The organism is Halomonas sp. TP35, from assembly GCF_052375975.1.
Taxonomy (GTDB): domain Bacteria; phylum Pseudomonadota; class Gammaproteobacteria; order Pseudomonadales; family Halomonadaceae; genus Vreelandella; species Vreelandella citrativorans.
In genome coordinates this window covers 1-17,929 of the sequence record NZ_JBQSUZ010000015.1, presented here as the reverse complement: position 1 = coordinate 17,929, position 17,929 = coordinate 1, and the positions used below count along the sequence as shown (strand labels likewise).

Here is a 17,929-nt window from a genome sequence, read left to right as displayed (position 1 = left end):
AAGTGAAAATTATTACTGATTTTAACTCTACGGGGTTAGAGCGAATCGTTACTAACTTGAATTCCTCGATATATGTAGAACAGCAACCCTATGGACAGTTTATGCAGTCGATATATACTTGCATTGAGCAGGGATACGACGATTTAGTGTTTTTATGGCTTGATTTTTCTAGCTGGTCTCAGAGTTATGGCGCAGCGTTAAATTTTGAACCTTTTGACCGGGCGCAATTAGATGACGACTTAAATAACTATGTTGCTTTAATAACTCAATTGTCTGGTAGATGTAAAGGTCTGTTGGTTGCGAATTTTGTACTACCCGCCTATATGCAAGGCAGCGGTTTGAGTAATCTGTCTGAAGGCAACCCCGGTTTTTTATTGGCTGAGCTAAATCTGAAACTTTACAAAGCATTATCGACATTGGGAAATGCTTGGTGCTTGGATCAAAACCGCTGGTTCCAGAGTGATGGCTTTTATAATGGTAAGTTATACCATGCTGGCAAGATACCATTTAACCAAAAAGTTTTCCGTACCGTTGCTGAAGACTTAATAGCTGCTATTGAAGCAATTAATGGTCGTAGCCGAAAGCTACTGGTATTAGACCTAGATAATACCCTTTGGGGGGGGATCTTAGGTGATGATGGACTCGAAAATCTAAAATTAGGTGCTCCAGGTGCTATAGGCGAGGCTTTTGCTCAATTCCAAAAGGAGATTAGAGCGCTGAAAAATCGTGGTATCGCACTCGCTATAGCCAGCAAGAACTACGAAGATAATGCTTTGGAAGCTATCCGATCTCATCCAGAGATGCAGCTGAAACTGGAGGATTTTTCCGCATGGCATATCAATTGGGAAGACAAAGCAGCAAATATTTTGGCTATTGCTAACGATTTAAACATAGGGCTTCATTCGGTTGTATTTATTGATGACAACCCAGTTGAGCGTGGACGTATTGCTGAAGCACTGCCAGAGGTATTTGTTCCAGAATGGCCAGAAGATCCATGTGAATACGTTACCGCTCTGCGGAAATTGACATGCTTTTCAGTGGCTAGTCTGTCAACTGAAGATCGCCAGAAAACTAAGATGTTCTTGCAAGAAAAGCAGCGTAGCGTCCTAAAGGCCAATATTACCGATAAAAGCGAATGGCTAGCTTCATTGGAGATGAAACTAACAATTGAAAATGTATATGCTAATAATATTTCTCGTGTAGTCCAGTTGCTAAATAAAACAAACCAGTTCAATTTACGCACCCGTCGCCTAACCCAAGGTGAATTAGAGCGCTGGCTTAAAGCTGGCAATCAGATGTTTGCTTTCCGGGTTGCAGACCGCTTTGGCGATATGGGGCTGACTGGTTTAGTAGGATTGAGTCTTAGTGAAAGCAGAGCTGAATTAGCAGACTTTATTCTTAGTTGCCGAGTTATGGGGCGTGATGTTGAGCGCGCAATGCTGGATTGTGCTGTTCGCTATGCCCAATCAATAGGTATAGATCAGCTCGAAGTCTGCTATGAGAAAACCGCTAAAAATCGACCAGTTTACGAGTTTATGAAGCGGGAAAACATTATTACTGATGACAACTTTAATGGTGTTGCTAGTGCAGCATCTTATCAGTTTAGCCTTGATTTTTTTGAAGTGATTGATCTTCGTTATGCAGATCGCTGAGTGTAATCGTGATGAGTTGCCAGCGTTGATGAAATTTATCGACCAACACTGGCGGAAAGGACATATTTTATCTAGAGAAAAAGATGTCTTGGATTGGTATTATGGAACTCAGCAAGGGGCTAATTTCTTACTGGCTAAAAGAGATGGCGATATTATAGGTGTTTTGGGCTATATTGATACTGATAGATTTTATCAATCAACACCCGAGTATTCTGAGGTTTGGCTAGCACTCTGGAAAGTGCGTGAGGATGTTCGTGCGCCAGGGCTTGGACTCCGTCTAATTTTGGAACTAAAAAAGCGTTATCCCCAACGATCAATTGCGGTATTGGGGTTGAGTGAAGCCGCGAGTAAAATTTATAGTTTGCTACGATACCAAGTAAAGACTTTAGATCAATTATTTATTTATAACCGTTATTTGAATTCTTACCAACTATTGAGAGGTTGCTTGCCTTTATATTGTTGTCATCCATTTAGCGGTAGCGTGAAGCTGACCGGTAGTGATGAGCAGCAGTTGCACGCAGACGCTAAAAATATCAAAGATAGTCGAGGGCGTAGAGTAGAGTACTTTATTAATCGGTATGTACATAATCCGTTTACTTGTTATCAGCTATTTCGCATTGAGTGTGACGGCCAGATCAGCTATGCGATCGGTCGCATAATGAACGCGAATGGAGGATATGCTTTACGATTAGTTGATGTATACGGTTCGTTATTACTGTTAGGCCAGTCTCTAGCTTGGTTTGAGGATTACCTGCAGCGACAAGAGATTGAGTATATGGATTTTTACGTATATAGCGAGCTAAGTGAGCAGCTACAGAAAAGTGGTTTTATTAATCGTAACTCTTGTTTAAGTGATGTAGTTGTTCCAAATTATTTTGAACCTTTTGTGGCTCAGAACATTGATCTTCAATGTGCTATGGAAAATGGATTTGATGGTCCAGTATTCAAAGCAGATGGAGACCAAGAACGACCTAATACATCATTGCCCAAAAGCCTAAGGATTAATTATGTTAAGTAGAGTTAAGAGATCTATTGCTGGAAAGCACGAATCAACTAATCAGGTTCCTATTAAAGAAAAAATAGAAGCAAGCCTTTTAGTATATGGCCCCTGCTCTAATGCTGGCGATGTTCTTATCCATAAAGCAATAGAAAAGCTTTTTGAGGGTGAAATTAACTTTAAGTACCATCATATTAGAGCAGATAAGTTAGATAACGTACAGGACAATATACTTGTTGGTCCAGGTGGTATTTTGTCTGGATCTTATACACCTGAAAAGCATCCGGATGAGTGGTTGATTCGACACCTCACTTCCAAGCGTGTTCAAGATTGGAAGGAGAAGGGAAAAAACTTAGCTTTTTTTGGTACAGGCACTAATACCCCGTTAGGAGCAAAAAAAAATCAGAAGCCTTTCTCTAGAGTAAGTGAAGGAATAATTGCAGACTTGTTTGCAATCTCGAGTGGTGTATATGTTCGCGGTAATTATGATAGGCAGCGATTGCAAACTATGTGTGCCTCCAAAGATGCTGAGAAACTGATCTTTCAGCCATGCCCTTCTATTTTTATTGACTCTATGGCAAAGTCAGCAAAGAAAAAAACCAATAAAGTAGCTGTTAATTTCCCTTTTATGAACGGTCTTACAGCTGAAAATTATAAAAAGCATCCAATACGCAGGTTTGTTAGCTATGCTCGGTCATGCGGCTTAGAGTGTGAGTTCTCGCCCAATCATACACAGGATATAAATGAATATGTTTTTGACATATTTGACTATGTTGATGTTAGTGAGGAGTTAAAAAGTTTTATCTTTAGCTCTTTATTTAAAGATAAAACTACATCGTCGGCGAGAATACAGGAAGAGTGGGAAAGTATAGACTGCATTTTTAGTCGTTTTTCTGGCTACCGGTTTGCATTTGGGGCTAGGTTACATTCATTTCTTCCATTTATGGCTTATGAAACGCCTTCGCTGTTTTTAACTGGAAATGATGTACGCAAGCCTATGCCTACAGACTATTTTAATAATCCAATTTATCTTGCGCCACATAGCTATAACCCTACGGCGATGGATGCTGTGGTTGATGGGATGATTGATCGTCTTAGTTACTTTATAAAATACGAGGATAAGCTTATTTGCAATATACGAGAAAGTAAAGAAAGATTATGGGATGTAACTAAAGCCAATAAGGCCCAGCTTCTTTCTTCTTTTCAATAAGTGTAAGGTGAGTTATGAAATCTATAATGTATCACTACATACGGCCAACAGATGTTTTGCAGCCGCACCTTTTCTATCTACACTTAGATAATTTTCAGCGTCAGCTTGACTTTTTTGAATATGAATACGGTTTTATAAAGCAATCTCATTGGCAAGAGGCGTTAGAGAGGCCAGAAAATGCTCTTCCAGAAGGCGTAATTTTGACTTTTGATGATGGATTGATTGACCACTATCGTTATGTACGCCCGATTCTGTTAGAGCGTGATATATGGGGGATTTTTTATGTTTCAAGTGCCTCTTTGCAGGCGCAAGAGTTATTAAATGTTCACCGAGTTCATTATTTACTTGGCCGATTTGGTGGCTCAAGAGTACTGAATGCACTAGAGAAGCTTTTAGATGACAGCCTACTTATCGATGGTTTTTTTGAACAACTCAAAGTTTCACCCTACTCCATGCAATCGATGGATGATCATTCTTTACGTGTGAAAAAAGTGGTCAATTATGCTCTCAAGCCTGAGTGCAAAGATATAGTTCTGAAAAAACTTTTTCAAGAGTTTGTAGGTAATGAAAGCGAGATAGCACAAGATTTTTATATGAATGCTGCTCAGATTCGTGAAATGGTAGATGAAGGTTTTACCTTCGGTGCCCATGGAAAGAGTCATAACTTGCTAACAAAGTTCAGTAAAGGAGCCCTCACTCGTGAAGTGACAGGCTCCGTCCAGTCACTAAATACTGTACTTGAAAAGCCATCAAATACTTTTTGCTATCCCTACGGGGGGCCTGATTCATGGAATGAGCAGGTACTCTCTGAGTTACAGCTTCAAGGTATTACTTATGGGTTTTGTGTTGACTCTTCAGATATTACCCCTATAGATATAAAGCAGAGACCGCTTTGTCTTCCACGTTATGACTGTAATGAATTTCCGCATGGTAAGGCGCATATTGCTAAATGAAGCTGAATTTAATAAATCAGTTGCAACCGCTTCAAGTGGTCTTTATTTCTGCTCATGATGCATACCTTAAAGGGGCGCGTAACATTTGCGCATTGCTGGAAGAGCAGGGTAAGGTGCAGGTTAGTTGGTTTACTACCTCTAGGCGACTCTTAGACAAGAATCTGGTTTTTTTGGATATGGATTCATTGGATAATAGTCTGGCTGAGCAAAATAAAATTCTACAGCAGGCGGATCTGATCTTTGCAGGGATGGGAGGAAGTGACCTTAATCGACTTATTTATAAGTTGAAAGGGGAGAGGGGAGAGGCTCCTAAGGATAAGGCCCTACCAAGAATTATAGGTTATTTCCCCGGTGTGCTGCATCTGCGCATTTTTGAATCACTTGCTAGTCGATTAAATTGTGATTTTGTCTTACTTAATTGCAAGCGAGATTATCACCTTTATCAACAGCTAGCACTAGCCACAACGGGTCAAGATAATGGATTGCTGTTTGGTGCGCCTTGGATTTCTCTGCCGCCTATGCCAAACAAGAGTTGTGATATTGATCTATTGTTTGTCGAACAGTCCATAGTTCCGAATACTTTTTATGATCGTACCCGATTAGTAAAGTGTTTGATCGCACTGGCACACCAGCATCCAGGTTGGAGAGTCGTTGTCGCTTTACGTGCTCGTAAAGGGCAAGCTAGCTCCCATTGTTTGGAATTTTGTCTGGAAGAAATTAGTCAGCATTTAACGGCTGGCGATAACCCGCTGGAATTTGTACTGGGTGACATTGATGAGTTAGTAGGGCGTTCTCATCGTGTGGCAACCATATCATCTTCAGTAGCTTATAGTAGCTTGGCTTGGGGTAAGAGAACACTTTTTATCCGTGACTTAGGTGTAAAGAAAAGCTGGGGTAATGATCTGTTTCAATATTCTGGTTACATGGCGCGTTTGAAAAAAATTGTCAATTTGAAGTTTGAGATTAACTCTTGGTACCTGCAATTTGTTCAGTCGCCCTGCCCTATTGTACTGTACTCTCTTTTGAATAAAACCGAACTTTCAAGTAAACCTAGAACAGGGATCTTTCGCATTCATATTTTTAATTACCGTCTGCTATGGGTTTTTTTTAAATTTTGTTTGAAAAATGCCAGATTCCCCTTTCCTGAGATATCTAGTTTGATTCGTACTGTTAAGAATATTAATAAACGTATTTATAGAATAAAATAGAAAAAGAAGTTTTCGACTGAGCTTATCCTCTATAGATGTCGATTTGTAAGCCTGCGTTAGAGTAGTGACTGTTTATATTTTTGCAAGTATTGAGTGACGGGGGACGTAAAGTGAAAAAAGAAAAGCCTACTGTTTTTAATCTTATAGATTCAAGTGACAAAACTGTAACTGTATTGCTTGGCTTTAGTAAGTATATTTGTGGAGGGTTTAGGAGAAATAATATACAAATGACCGGTGATTGGTATTTGGATTATATTGATGAGAGGGTAGAAGAAATAGTAAAAGTTATAGATGTGCTTACGCCGAATGAAGTTAATTTCGTTGGGACTAGTAAGTCGAATACTGGCAGCTTTATATTTGCCAGCAAGCTGTCAGTATTGTTCCCCGAGATTACCTTTAAAATATTCGCTTTTTCTGCATATACAAAACTAGATAAAAACTTTTTTGAAGATAATGGGTTGGTTGATGTTGCACCACCTTCTCTTGTTAAAATATGGGAAAATAATATTGATAATAAAAAAGCATTGATTCACGCTGACGCTTTAGAGTTAATTGATAAAACTAATATTGAGGCTTATTTGCTTTATCCTGCGCCTAGCAGAGGCGCTGAACCTGTGATGGCTCAGCGAATGCAAGTGCTATCAAATGTAACAACTGTTCCCCTTAATGTCCGTGTGCATGGTATTTTATTTCCTTTTTGGAAGCCTCTTTTACCAGGGTTGAAGTTGGAGGTTTTTGAAGGGCAAGTTATGGAGTTGCGTAAAGATGTTTATGCGTATTTTGAGGGAATGCAAAATGATAAGAGTTATAAGTTTGATCTTTATTCCATAGTTTTTGATACACAAAAATTTGTTGAAGAGATGGCTAGATTTGATAAAGAGTGGAGCGTGAAAGCGTATAGATAAGTTTTTTGTCTAAGAGCAGTGAGCTGTGCAATGCAAGTGTATTATCTCGCTTGGTTTTTATTAATGTTTTCTATATGTTGATATTTGGGGTAGTAGTTTGCGTCTTTTGGTCCAGTTTTTTAATCTTCATTGGTACGGAACCTTTTTTGAAAAAGTGGCAGGAAACTTTATGTTCGTTATTTTTTATAAGCCTTTATCCTTGAATAAATAGGTATACAATGTGTGGAATTGTTGGCGCGATAAGCGCAAAGGAAATCTCCGATTTTCTACTCGCGGGGTTATCCACCCTGGAGTATCGCGGCTACGATTCAGCAGGCTTGGCGGTACTCAATAATGGGTTGCAGCGCGCCCGTGCTAAAGGGCGCGTGGCGGAGCTTGCCAACAAAGTGGCGCAAGCCGGTATTAATGGGCATGTAGGTATCGCCCACACGCGTTGGGCTACCCATGGCGTTCCCGCCGAGCGCAATGCTCATCCGCACATTTCCTCTGGTTTGGCGGTGGTGCATAACGGCATTATCGAAAACTACGAGTCTCTGCGTGAGCAGCTTCAAGGCATGGGGTATGTGTTCACCTCGGATACCGATACAGAAACCATTGCTCACCTGATTCAAGCCTGTTTTAAAGGCCAAATGGGCGAACCCGCCGAAAATTTATTTTCTGCCGTGCAGTGTGCCGTTGCCCATTTGAAGGGGGCGTTTGCGTTAGCGGTCATTAGTGAGGAAGAGCCGGAATGCTTGATCGTTGCCCGTGAAGGCTCTCCACTGATGCTGGGCGTTGCAGAAGATGGCTACTATGCGGCATCTGATGCCTCGGCACTGCTCTCCGTTACCAAACGTATGATGTACTTGGAAAACGGGGATGTAGCCCGTTTGAGCCGCGATGCGGCAGTCGTGGTCGATGGTATTGGCCAGATGGTCGAACGTGCCATTGTCACCTCTAGCTTGAACGCCAATGCGGTCGAGTTGGGCGATTACAGCCACTACATGCAGAAGGAAATCTTCGAGCAGCCCCAGGCGCTTAGCAACACGCTGGAAATGATTAGTGGGGTAGGGCAGTTGCAGCCCGGCATTTTTGGTGCGGAAGCCGCTGAGATTTTCCAGCAGGTGGAGTCTGTGCTGATTCTGGCGTGTGGTACCTCTAGCTACGCAGGCATGACGGCAAAGCACTGGATTGAGCAGGTGGCGGGGATTCCTTGCAACGTAGAAATTGCCAGCGAGTACCGCTATCGCCATAGCGTGCCCAACCCAAAGCAGCTAGTAGTGGTTATTTCTCAGTCTGGTGAAACCGCAGATACCCTGGCGGCGCTGCACCACGCAAAGGCGCAGGGGCATACCTTCACCCTAGCGATCTGTAACGTGCCGGAATCTGCCATCGTGCGTGAAACTGCGCTGCGCTTCATTACCTGCGCAGGCCCAGAAATTGGCGTGGCCTCTACCAAGGCATTCACTACTCAGCTCAGCGCGCTGTTCTTGTTCACGCTGCTGCTTGCCAAGGCGAACCAGCGCTTGAGTGATGACGATGAAAAGGCGTATTTAGACGAGCTTCGTCACTTACCCATTGCCGTTGATAAAGTGCTGGCGTTAGAGCCCAGCATTGAGGCGTGGTCACAGCATTTTGCCAATAAGCACCATGCGCTGTTTTTGGGCCGTGGTCGGCATTACCCCATTGCCTTGGAAGGGGCGCTGAAGCTCAAAGAGATTTCTTACATTCATGCGGAAGCCTACCCAGCGGGTGAGCTGAAGCACGGCCCGTTGGCTCTGGTCGATTCCGAAATGCCTGTGGTGGTGGTTGCTCCCAACGATGAAATGTTAGAGAAGTTGAAAGCCAACATGCAGGAAGTGAGCGCCCGTGGTGGTCAGCTTTATGTATTTGCCGATGGTGGCAGCGCGGTGAAGTCGTCTGAGGGTGTGAACGTACTGTTGATGCCTGAGCATTACGGGTTGCTTTCGCCGGTGTTGCATGTGGTAGCACTGCAACTGCTTTCTTATCATGTGGCGCTGGTAAAAGGTACGGATGTTGATAAACCCCGTAACTTGGCGAAGAGTGTAACTGTAGAGTAGGTTTGATCTTAACGCTATCTAACCAACATACATGCCAGCCGTAAGGCTGGCTTTTTTGGAATACTGTTTTGTATATTGCTACTTCTCGCCCCATTGCATCTTCTATTACAACGCAGCTACTGGTTGATGATGTTATCTATTATCAAAAAACAAAAAAATATCTTAAACAGCCTAAAGCTATTCTGGGATGGGGAGTGAAAGCGAGTGGCCTGCGCGCTGAAAGGTTGGCAAGTGAGTATTCGGTTGAGTGCTGGCATTTAGAAGATGGTTTTATACGCTCTTACTTACCTGGTGCCAAGGCAGTTGGGTTGTCATTAATCGTCGATAAGGTAGGCATATATTATGATGCGACACGGCCATCTGATTTAGAGGATCTTCTGGAATCTCCTCAAAACGTGCTTCATAATATTAATGTCAATGTTAATCATGTTATGCAGTTGATTAAAAAAAACAAAATAAGTAAATACAATTACGTCCCTGATATAGATGAAAATGTTTTAGGTAAATCGCAAAAAGATGGTGTGTTAGTAATAGACCAGACTTACGGAGACCTTAGTGTTTCTAAAGGTGGGGCTAGTGTTGCAGATTTTCAGAAAATGGTTAAGGTGGCGTTAGATGAAAATCCTGAATCAGTAATTTATATCAAAACGCACCCAGAAGTTTCAAGCGGCCAGAAGCGTGGTTATCTAAGTGATTTTCCGGACCATCCTAGAGTCGTGAAAATCACTACACCATGCAACCCAGTGAGTTTGTTACGATATGTAGTAAAAGTATATGTTGTAACATCTACGATGGGGTTTGAGGCGTTAATGCTCAACAAGCCCGTAACCGTTTTTGGTATGCCTTGGTATGCGGGCTGGGGCGTGACGGATGACCGCCAGCATTGTGCAAGAAGGACTAATCACCGCTCTGTTAAAGAATTATTTGCAGCTGCTTATATTCACTACACAAAATACTTGAACCCGTTTACTCACAAAGCCGGTAATATAGTTGATGTTGTTAATTGGCTGATTTTGCAAAAAGAGCAAGAGGCAACATTGCCAGGGAGGCGTATTGCGGTGGGCTTGCGTAAGTGGAAAGCTGCTAATCTTGCACCGCTACTCTCTTTAAATCCTGAGCAGCTAATATTTGCTAGGTCAGCTCATGAACTAAATAAACTAAATATTAGTAATAATGACCAGGTGCTGGTATGGGGGAGGGATATGTCTTCTGAAATTCAGTCTATCGTATCCCGCTCTGGCGCTAGGCATTGGCGTATGGAAGATGGTTTTATTCGATCGGTAGGCTTAGGCGCCAATATGGTTGCTCCTCTGTCCCTGGTAATTGATGACAATGGCATTTATTTTGATCCCTCTACGCCATCAAGACTGGAGCTGCTTTTGGCTTCATTAGAGTGCACTTCCGAAGAATTGCAGCGTGCTCGTCGGATTCGTGAAATTATCATTCGCCAGGGCATTACAAAGTATAATATTGAGCCTAAATCTATACCTCATTGGGCTGATAACGGAAAAGAAGTAGTTCTCGTGCCAGGCCAAGTGGAGGATGATGCATCCATCCGCTATGGATCTAAAACTATTAGTTCTAATGAGGCACTCTTGAAAGCAGCCAGGCAGTCTCACCCACAAGCACTCATCGTTTATAAGCCTCATCCCGATGTCGTTTTTGCAAACAGAGCGGGGGCAGTTGATAGAATTACGCATTATGCAGATGTTGTTGAAACAAGTTGCTCAGTAATTAGCTGTATTGAGTATTGTGATATCGTTCATACAATGACATCTTTGGTAGGGTTTGATGCACTGCTTAGAGATAAAAAAGTGGTAACGTACGGTGAGCCTTTTTATGCTGGATGGGGGCTGACTGAAGATCGAGCGATAAACAGTCAAGCGTTAAAGAGGCGTATAAAAGATTTGACTCTTAGTGAGCTAATGGTCGGCGTTTTATTGCGTTATCCTCGTTACTGGGACCCGGCTTTAAAAGGGTTTACAACGTGCGAATCTGTTATTCGTCAGATTGTTCATAAGCGTAACGAAATAGAGTCCTCTAATGTAAAGTTGGAAAACAAGGTAAGCTTTTTTAAGAAGCAGTTAATTAAAAGGAGAGCAATCAAACAAACGCGCTTTAATTCTTACAAAATATAGGTAAGTGATGATGCGAAAATATTTTGGTACAGATGGTGTTCGTGGTCGAGTCGGTGAGTTCCCCATGACGCCAGATTTCGCCATGAGGCTTGGCTGGGCCGCAGGGCGAGTGCTGGGCGAAGAAGGCATTAAAGAAGTCATCATCGGTAAAGATACTCGCGCGAGTGGCTATATGTTGGAGTCGGCACTAGAGGCGGGCTTTTCAGCCGCTGGTGTGAATGTGGCATTGGTGGGGCCGCTGCCCACTCCCGCAGTGGCTTATCTAACGTCCACTTTTCGTGCGGACGCTGGGGTGGTGATTAGTGCCTCCCATAACCCGTTTCACGATAACGGCATTAAGATTTTTGGGCAGGGCGGTTTAAAACTCTCTGACGTGCAAGAGCAAGAGATCGAGCGCCTGCTGCATACCGCCATTGAAGATGGCATGACGTGTGTGGGCTCGGAGCAGTTGGGTAAAGCCCGCCGAGTAGACGATGCGGCTGGGCGCTATATCGAATACTGCAAAGCGAACCTGCCCAGCAGTTTGAGCTTAAGCGGCCTGAAAGTAGTGGTGGATAGCGCGAACGGCGCTGCCTACAAAGTCGCCCCAGCAGTTTATCGTGAGCTGGGGGCGACGGTGGTGAGTATTCATGACCAGCCCAACGGCGTTAACATAAACGCGGGCTGCGGTGCTACCGCAATGGAAAGCCTTCAGGCAGCGGTACTTCATCACGGTGCTGATATGGGAATTGCCTTGGATGGAGATGCCGACCGCCTGATGATGGTGGACCACACAGGTACGGTTGTCGATGGTGATGAGCTGCTGTTTCTGTTGGCGAAAGATTCCAAGGCATCGGGCTATACGGGCGGTGTAGTGGGTACTCAAATGAGTAACCTTGGGTTAGAGCTGGCGCTTGCCTCTTTGGGGGTGCCGTTCAAGCGTGCGAGGGTGGGCGACCGTTATGTAATGGAGCAGCTAAAAGTTACTGGATGGCGCTTGGGCGGCGAAAGTTCGGGCCACTTGCTTAGCTTGGATCACGCTTCAACCGGTGATGCGATTATTGCCTCGCTTCGCGTACTTACCTGCTTGCTACAACAGAATGTATCGTTGATCGAGGCAAAGCAGGGTATGCAGAAACTGCCCCAAACACTCATTAATGTGCGCTATGCTGCTGCGGCGGGTATTGACCCATTAGAAAGCGAGCAAGTGAAAACGGTAGTTGCTAACGTGGAGACCGAGCTTGGCGAGAGTGGCCGAGTGCTGTTGCGTAAATCAGGTACTGAGCCGTTGATTCGTGTAATGGTTGAAGCTGTAGACACTACCAAAGCACAAAAGGCAGCTGAAGCCATTGCTGCATCGCTAGCATAGTATTGTCATAATGTTGTTATTAATGCCTGCGTTGTTGGTTTGTTTATGGGTGTTTAAAAGCCAGCCGACGAAGCTGGCTTTTTTAGTTTTTTAAGCTCAGCTTTAGGAATCGATGATAATGAAAATTGCTGTTGCCGGTACGGGCTATGTGGGGCTTTCCAATGCCATGCTGTTGGCGCAGCACCACGACGTGGTCGCGGTGGATATTGTGCCTGAAAAGGTTGAGTTGCTGAATAATCGCCACTCTCCGATTGAAGACGCTGAAATAACAGCGTTCTTGAAACGTGACGATCTGCGTTTTTCAGCCACGCTGGATGCCGAGCAGGCCTATGCGGATGCGCAATTTGTCATTATCGCTACCCCTACCGATTACGACCCGCAAACCCATTATTTTAATACGCAAAGTGTTGAAGCGGTGATTGAGCAGGTGATGCGTATTAACCCCCAGGCGGTTATGGTGATTAAGTCCACGGTGCCCGTGGGTTACACCAAGGGGGCATCGGCGCGCTTTAATACCCAAAACCTTATTTTTTCGCCAGAGTTTTTGCGCGAAGGCAAAGCGCTTTATGACAACTTGCATCCCTCCCGCATTATTGTGGGCGAGTGCTCCGAGCGTGGTGAAACCTTTGCTGCGCTTTTAAAGCAGGGGGCAGCGGCTGAACATATTGAAGTGCTGCTGACCAACAGCACCGAAGCCGAAGCAATCAAGTTGTTTGCTAATACCTACCTCGCCATGCGGGTAGCGTACTTTAATGAGCTGGACAGCTACGCAGAATCCCAAGGCCTGAATACCAAGCAGATTATTCAGGGCGTTGGCTTGGACCCACGTATTGGCACCCACTACAACAATCCAAGCTTTGGCTACGGCGGTTACTGCCTGCCCAAGGATACCAAGCAACTGCTAGCGAACTACGCCGATGTGCCGAGTAACATGGTTCAGGCGATTGTAGATGCCAACCGTACGCGCAAGGATTTTATTGCAGAGTCGGTACTGCGTCGTAACCCTTCTGTGGTTGGCGTGTATCGTCTGATTATGAAAACAGGGTCGGATAACTTCCGCGCCAGTGCCATGCAGGGCGTGATGAAGCGCATTAAGGCGAAAGGTATAGAAGTGGTCGTTTATGAACCGGTATTAGAAGAAGATAGGTTCTTCGGTTCAACCGTTATGCGGGATTTAGCGGCGTTTAAAGAGAAGTGCGATATTATTTTAGCAAATCGCATGGTGCCAGAGCTTCAGGATGTGGAAGCCAAGGTATATACCCGCGACCTGTTTGGCAGCGATTAAGCATATATCATGCGGAGTGGTTCAACCGTAGTGCGGTAAGCGAAGCGCACCCGCAGCGGCGGCAGCGCTGCCGGGGTAGGCCAAGGTGGCACATCCGGGCGGCTGGCGCCGCCTCTCGCGGGTGCCGCAGTCTCGTTCCTCGCCCGCGTTACCACGCGCTACGATGTGCTATATCGATACGAAATGGTTCATGTAGTGCGCGGTAAGCGAAGCGCACCCGCAAAAGCAGCGCACAGCGCTGCCGGGGTTGACGTTGGGTGCCCATGTACGGGCGGCTCTGGCACCGCCTCTCGCGGGTGCCGCAGGCTCGTTCCTCGCCTGTGTTACCGCGCGCTACGATTTGCTATATCGATGCGGAGTGGTTCATGTAGTGCGGTGTAAGCGAAGCGCACCCGCAGCGGCGGCCCGGCGCAAAGCAGCGCACCGCGCTACCGGGGTTGGTGTTGGGTACCATGTCCTGGCGCCTCACAATATATGGGTGACTTGGAACAGACCGTCATGTTTTGGCTGGCTCGGCAGAGCAACGATTAAGCTGATTAGGAAGATGTTTGTATGGAAGCGATCATAAATGCATTTTTTGACGAAATTCCCGATGCCAATGTTGTCAAAGAACGCGTAACCTTTGGTACCTCTGGCCACCGTGGCCGCGCAGGTGAACGTACCTTTAACGCTGCTCATATTGCTGCTATTACTCAAGCCGTGGTGGATTTTCGGCGTGAAGCAGGCTACCAAGGCCCGCTGTTTCTAGGCTTCGATACCCACGCGCTTTCCAGGCCTGCTTGGGAGCGTGCATTGCAGGTATTGGTCGCTAACGACGTACCCGTATTGGTTGAAAAAGGGCACGGCTATACCGCGACGCCGTTGGTTAGCCACGCCATTTTGCAACACAATGCGTCCAACGCAGCGTTAGCCGACGGTTTGATTATTACGCCGTCGCATAATCCGCCTGAAGATGGTGGTATTAAGTATAACCCCGCCCACGGCGGCCCGGCCGATACCGACGTGACATCGTGGATTGAGTTACGTGCCAACGCGTACCTGCTGCGCGAATTGGACGATGTGCCGCTTGTTTCTCTAGAAGAAGCACTTGCCTACGCAAAGGAGTACGATTTTACCGCTCATTATGTGGCAGGGCTGAACAGCGTTATCGACATGCAGGCTATTCAGCGGGCAGACCTGCGCCTGGGGGCCGACCCGATGGGCGGCACTGCGCTGCCCGTATGGCAGGCGGTTGCAAAGCACTATGCGCTGACACTGGAGTTGGTCAATACCCAGGTGGATGCGTCCTTTGCGTTTATGCCGCCCGACCATGACGGTAAAACCCGTATGGATTGTTCAAGTTCGGCGGCGATGGCGAACCTGTTAACAATGAAAGACCGCTTCGACATCGCCTTTGGCAACGACCCGGATGCTGACCGCCACGGTATTGTGGATGCCAATGGCTTGATGAACCCTAACCACTTTTTAGCGGTGTGTATTGATTACCTGATGACGCATCGGCCTGAGTGGGCGGCGTCGCTAAAAATCGGTAAGACGCTGGTATCATCTTCCATGATCGACCGAGTGGTGGCGTCGCATAATCGTGAGCTTTATGAAGTACCGGTTGGATTTAAGTGGTTTGTCGATGGCCTACATAAAGGGTGGTTGGCTTTTGGTGGCGAAGAAAGTGCTGGCGCCAGCTTGCTAACCCGCGATGGAGCAGCGTGGTCAACTGATAAAGACGGTATTGCGCTGTGCTTGCTGGCAGCCGAGATCTTAGCCGTTACCGGAAAAACGCCTAGTGTTTACTACCGCGAGTTGACTCAGCGCTTTGGTGAGCCTTGCTATAAACGCGTCGATACCGCTTGTACGCCTGAAGAAAAAGCGGCTTTCAAAAAGCTGAACAGTGAGAGCGTGACGGCACAAACACTGGCAGGAGAGGCGATTACCGCTGTGCTGGTGACGGCGCCCGGTAATGGGGCGAGCATTGGAGGTATCAAGGTGACCACCGAAAACGGCTGGTTCGCTGCACGCCCCAGCGGCACAGAATCGCTCTACAAGGTATATGCTGAAAGCTTCAAAGGCCCTGAGCATTTGGATGAGTTGATTGAAAGTGCCAAGGCATTGCTGTCGGCTATTTTATAGCGCGTTACCCGCCAGCAGGTGGCGCCCGTTACGAAATGAAATAAGGAAATAAGTCATGAGCCAGGTGCGCAAAGCGATTATCCCCGTCGCCGGTTTTGGTACGCGGTTATTGCCTATTAGCAAGGCCATCCCCAAGGAAATGGTGCCTGTTGTGGATCGCCCCTTAATTCAGCACGTCATAGAGGAAGCATTGGCAGCTGGCATTAATGAAATTATCCTGGTGACACGTTCAGGTAAATCGGCGATTGAAGACCATTTTGATGTCCATGCTGAACTTGAGGATGCACTGGCCAGTAAAGGGAAAGATGCATTGTTGGCAACGCTTGCAGCCATTGCCCCGCCAGAACTTAAAATTACCAGCGTGCGCCAGGCAAATGCCAAGGGCTTGGGGCATGCGGTCTTTTGCGCCGCGCATTTACTGGGTAAGGATGAGCCGTTTGCGGTTATCCTTCCGGATGTGTTGGTAAAGCCCCAGCCAAGTAGTAATACCTGTGATTTGGGTCGTATGGTGGAGCTTTGGGGTGCCAGTAATGCGGCACAAATTATGGTGGAAGCAGTGCCCCAGGAAGACGTTTATCGTTATGGTATTGTTGACTGCGATGAGCCCAGTGCCGGTGAAAGCGCGGATATGCGTGGCGTGGTCGAGAAACCCAAGCCCGAAGACGCGCCTTCACGGTTGTCGGTCATTGGCCGGTACATTCTGCCGTATCGGATTATGGAGCTTTTACGCGACCAGCCGCCTGGCGCTGGTAATGAAATTCAGTTGACGGATGCCATTGATCGCTTAATGCAGGAAGGCCAGCAGGTCCAGGCGTTCCGAATGCAAGGGCGCACCTTCGATTGCGGCCATATCGAAGGCTGGCTGCAAGCGAATAACACGCTTGCCCGTGAGGCGGGCTATAGCCTGTAAGTTAGCACGCATATATGTTTGCATCGTAAGCCGCCACGTTTGGCGGCTTTTGCGTTTTAGGGTTTGTACGAAAAGTCGCTGAGCGAAGGCCAGACAAGGCAAAAATCAGCGAAAAAACGGACCGAGCTCGCGCGCGAGTTTACATGGGTAAATGATATTTTGATCGGACTCGCGTACGAGCTGATTTTTAACGCCGTATGGTCGAGCGCAAGCAGTTTTCGTACAAAGCCTAGGGTGCGGGTTAAAACGATGTAGCAGATAAGGGGGCGGTATGAATGAATTGTTAACAGAGGTATGTGCGATTGCTCGTGAGGCGGGCGATGCTATTTTACGTGTTTACGCTCAACCGTTCGACGTAGCGATTAAATCGGATAACAGCCCCGTCACTGCCGCCGATAACGCGGCAAACCAGGTTATTTTAGACAAGCTGAAAGCGCTTCCAGAGGGGATCCCTGTTCTTTCAGAAGAAGGGGGCGAGGCGTTCACCGGGCCGGATGCCAGCGGGCGCTATTGGCTGGTGGACCCGTTGGATGGCACGAAAGAGTTTGTAAAGCGTAATGATGAGTTCACGGTGAATATCGCTCTCATCGAGAACGGCAAGCCTGTATTGGGTGTTGTGCTGGCACCGGTATTCAACGTGGCGTATATCGCAGCCAGCGGCGTGGGGGCGTTTAAGATTGATAAGCATGGGCAGCGAGTCGCTATTCATGTTTCCGGTAGGCCAAAAGAAGGTACCCCGTGGCGCGTAATGGGGAGCCGTTCCCATGCCAGCCCCTATTTGGAAGATTGGTTAAAGCAGCTAGGCCCTCACGAGACAAGGCCCATGGGCAGTTCGTTGAAATTTGGCATCATCGCCGAAGGCAGTGCCGATGTATATCCACGCCTCGGCCCCACCAGCCTATGGGACACCGCCGCCGCTCAAGCGGTAGTCGAACAAGCGGGTGGACGGGTAGTGACCCTGGACGGCACCCCGCTTTGTTATGCCAACCCCAACGAAACCCTCAACCCGGATTTTGTTGTTTGGGGGCATTAACGGAAAAATGCCACCACCGCGTAAATGATGCATATGTAGTGCGGTGTAAGCGAAGCGCACCCGCAGCGGCGGCCCGGCGCAAAGCAGCGCACCGCGCTGCCGGGGT

General features: G+C 46.6%; 13 protein-coding genes. All 13 read left to right on the top strand.

Features of this window, described 5'->3' with window-relative positions; all coding sequences use genetic code 11:
- Nucleotides 1-2 precede the first annotated feature (2 nt).
- The 13 genes from ACT3RU_RS14770 to cysQ all read left to right on the top strand — a co-directional run bounded on the left by ACT3RU_RS14770 (nt 3) and on the right by cysQ (nt 17,823).
- Complete coding sequence (locus tag ACT3RU_RS14770) at nt 3-1,652, top strand: HAD-IIIC family phosphatase (RefSeq protein ID WP_483392793.1); 1,650 nt, start codon at nt 3-5, stop codon at nt 1,650-1,652.
- Entirely contained in the window at nt 1,639-2,670 is a 1,032-nt protein-coding gene (locus tag ACT3RU_RS14765) for a GNAT family N-acetyltransferase (RefSeq protein WP_483392792.1), read from the top strand. The genes ACT3RU_RS14770 and ACT3RU_RS14765 overlap by 14 nt, the downstream gene beginning before the upstream one ends.
- Nucleotides 2,660-3,859: a polysaccharide pyruvyl transferase family protein gene (locus ACT3RU_RS14760; RefSeq protein WP_483392791.1), complete on the top strand. Its 1,200-nt coding sequence runs from the start codon at nt 2,660-2,662 to the stop codon at nt 3,857-3,859. Before ACT3RU_RS14765 ends, ACT3RU_RS14760 begins: the two co-directional genes overlap by 11 nt.
- Before the next feature lie 14 nt (nt 3,860-3,873).
- The gene (locus tag ACT3RU_RS14755; RefSeq protein ID WP_483392790.1) at nt 3,874-4,812 is read left to right on the top strand and encodes a polysaccharide deacetylase family protein; all 939 of its coding nucleotides are present in this window, start codon (nt 3,874-3,876) and stop codon (nt 4,810-4,812) included.
- The gene (locus tag ACT3RU_RS14750) at nt 4,809-6,020 is read left to right on the top strand and encodes a DUF6716 putative glycosyltransferase (protein WP_483392789.1); all 1,212 of its coding nucleotides are present in this window, start codon (nt 4,809-4,811) and stop codon (nt 6,018-6,020) included. The genes ACT3RU_RS14755 and ACT3RU_RS14750 overlap by 4 nt, the downstream gene beginning before the upstream one ends.
- Nucleotides 6,021-6,130: 110 nt before the next feature.
- Nucleotides 6,131-6,925, top strand: coding sequence for a hypothetical protein (locus ACT3RU_RS14745; protein WP_483392788.1), 795 nt, complete (start codon nt 6,131-6,133; stop codon nt 6,923-6,925).
- Between the two features lie 218 nt (nt 6,926-7,143).
- A complete protein-coding gene (glmS, locus tag ACT3RU_RS14740) occupies nt 7,144-8,985 on the top strand; it encodes a glutamine--fructose-6-phosphate transaminase (isomerizing) (protein ID WP_483392787.1) in 1,842 nt (613 codons plus the stop codon).
- A gap of 68 nt (nt 8,986-9,053) precedes the next feature.
- Nucleotides 9,054-11,123 carry a capsule polysaccharide biogenesis protein gene (locus ACT3RU_RS14735; RefSeq protein WP_483392786.1) on the top strand — a complete coding sequence of 690 codons (2,070 nt, stop codon included), beginning with the start codon at nt 9,054-9,056 and terminating at the stop codon, nt 11,121-11,123.
- Between the two features lie 10 nt (nt 11,124-11,133).
- On the top strand, nt 11,134-12,471 hold the full coding sequence (glmM, locus tag ACT3RU_RS14730; RefSeq protein WP_483392834.1) for a phosphoglucosamine mutase: 1,338 nt from the start codon (nt 11,134-11,136) through the stop codon (nt 12,469-12,471).
- Nucleotides 12,472-12,589: 118 nt separating this feature from the next.
- Nucleotides 12,590-13,756 carry a nucleotide sugar dehydrogenase gene (locus ACT3RU_RS14725; RefSeq protein WP_483392785.1) on the top strand — a complete coding sequence of 389 codons (1,167 nt, stop codon included), beginning with the start codon at nt 12,590-12,592 and terminating at the stop codon, nt 13,754-13,756.
- A gap of 552 nt (nt 13,757-14,308) precedes the next feature.
- A complete protein-coding gene (gene pgm / locus ACT3RU_RS14720) occupies nt 14,309-15,880 on the top strand; it encodes a phosphoglucomutase (alpha-D-glucose-1,6-bisphosphate-dependent) (RefSeq protein ID WP_483392784.1) in 1,572 nt (523 codons plus the stop codon).
- A gap of 55 nt (nt 15,881-15,935) precedes the next feature.
- Nucleotides 15,936-16,790, top strand: a complete 855-nt coding sequence (locus ACT3RU_RS14715; RefSeq protein WP_483392783.1) for a UTP--glucose-1-phosphate uridylyltransferase — start codon at nt 15,936-15,938, stop codon at nt 16,788-16,790.
- Between the two features lie 271 nt (nt 16,791-17,061).
- Nucleotides 17,062-17,823, top strand: a complete 762-nt coding sequence (gene cysQ, locus ACT3RU_RS14710; protein ID WP_483392782.1) for a 3'(2'),5'-bisphosphate nucleotidase CysQ — start codon at nt 17,062-17,064, stop codon at nt 17,821-17,823.
- Nucleotides 17,824-17,929 lie beyond the last annotated feature (106 nt).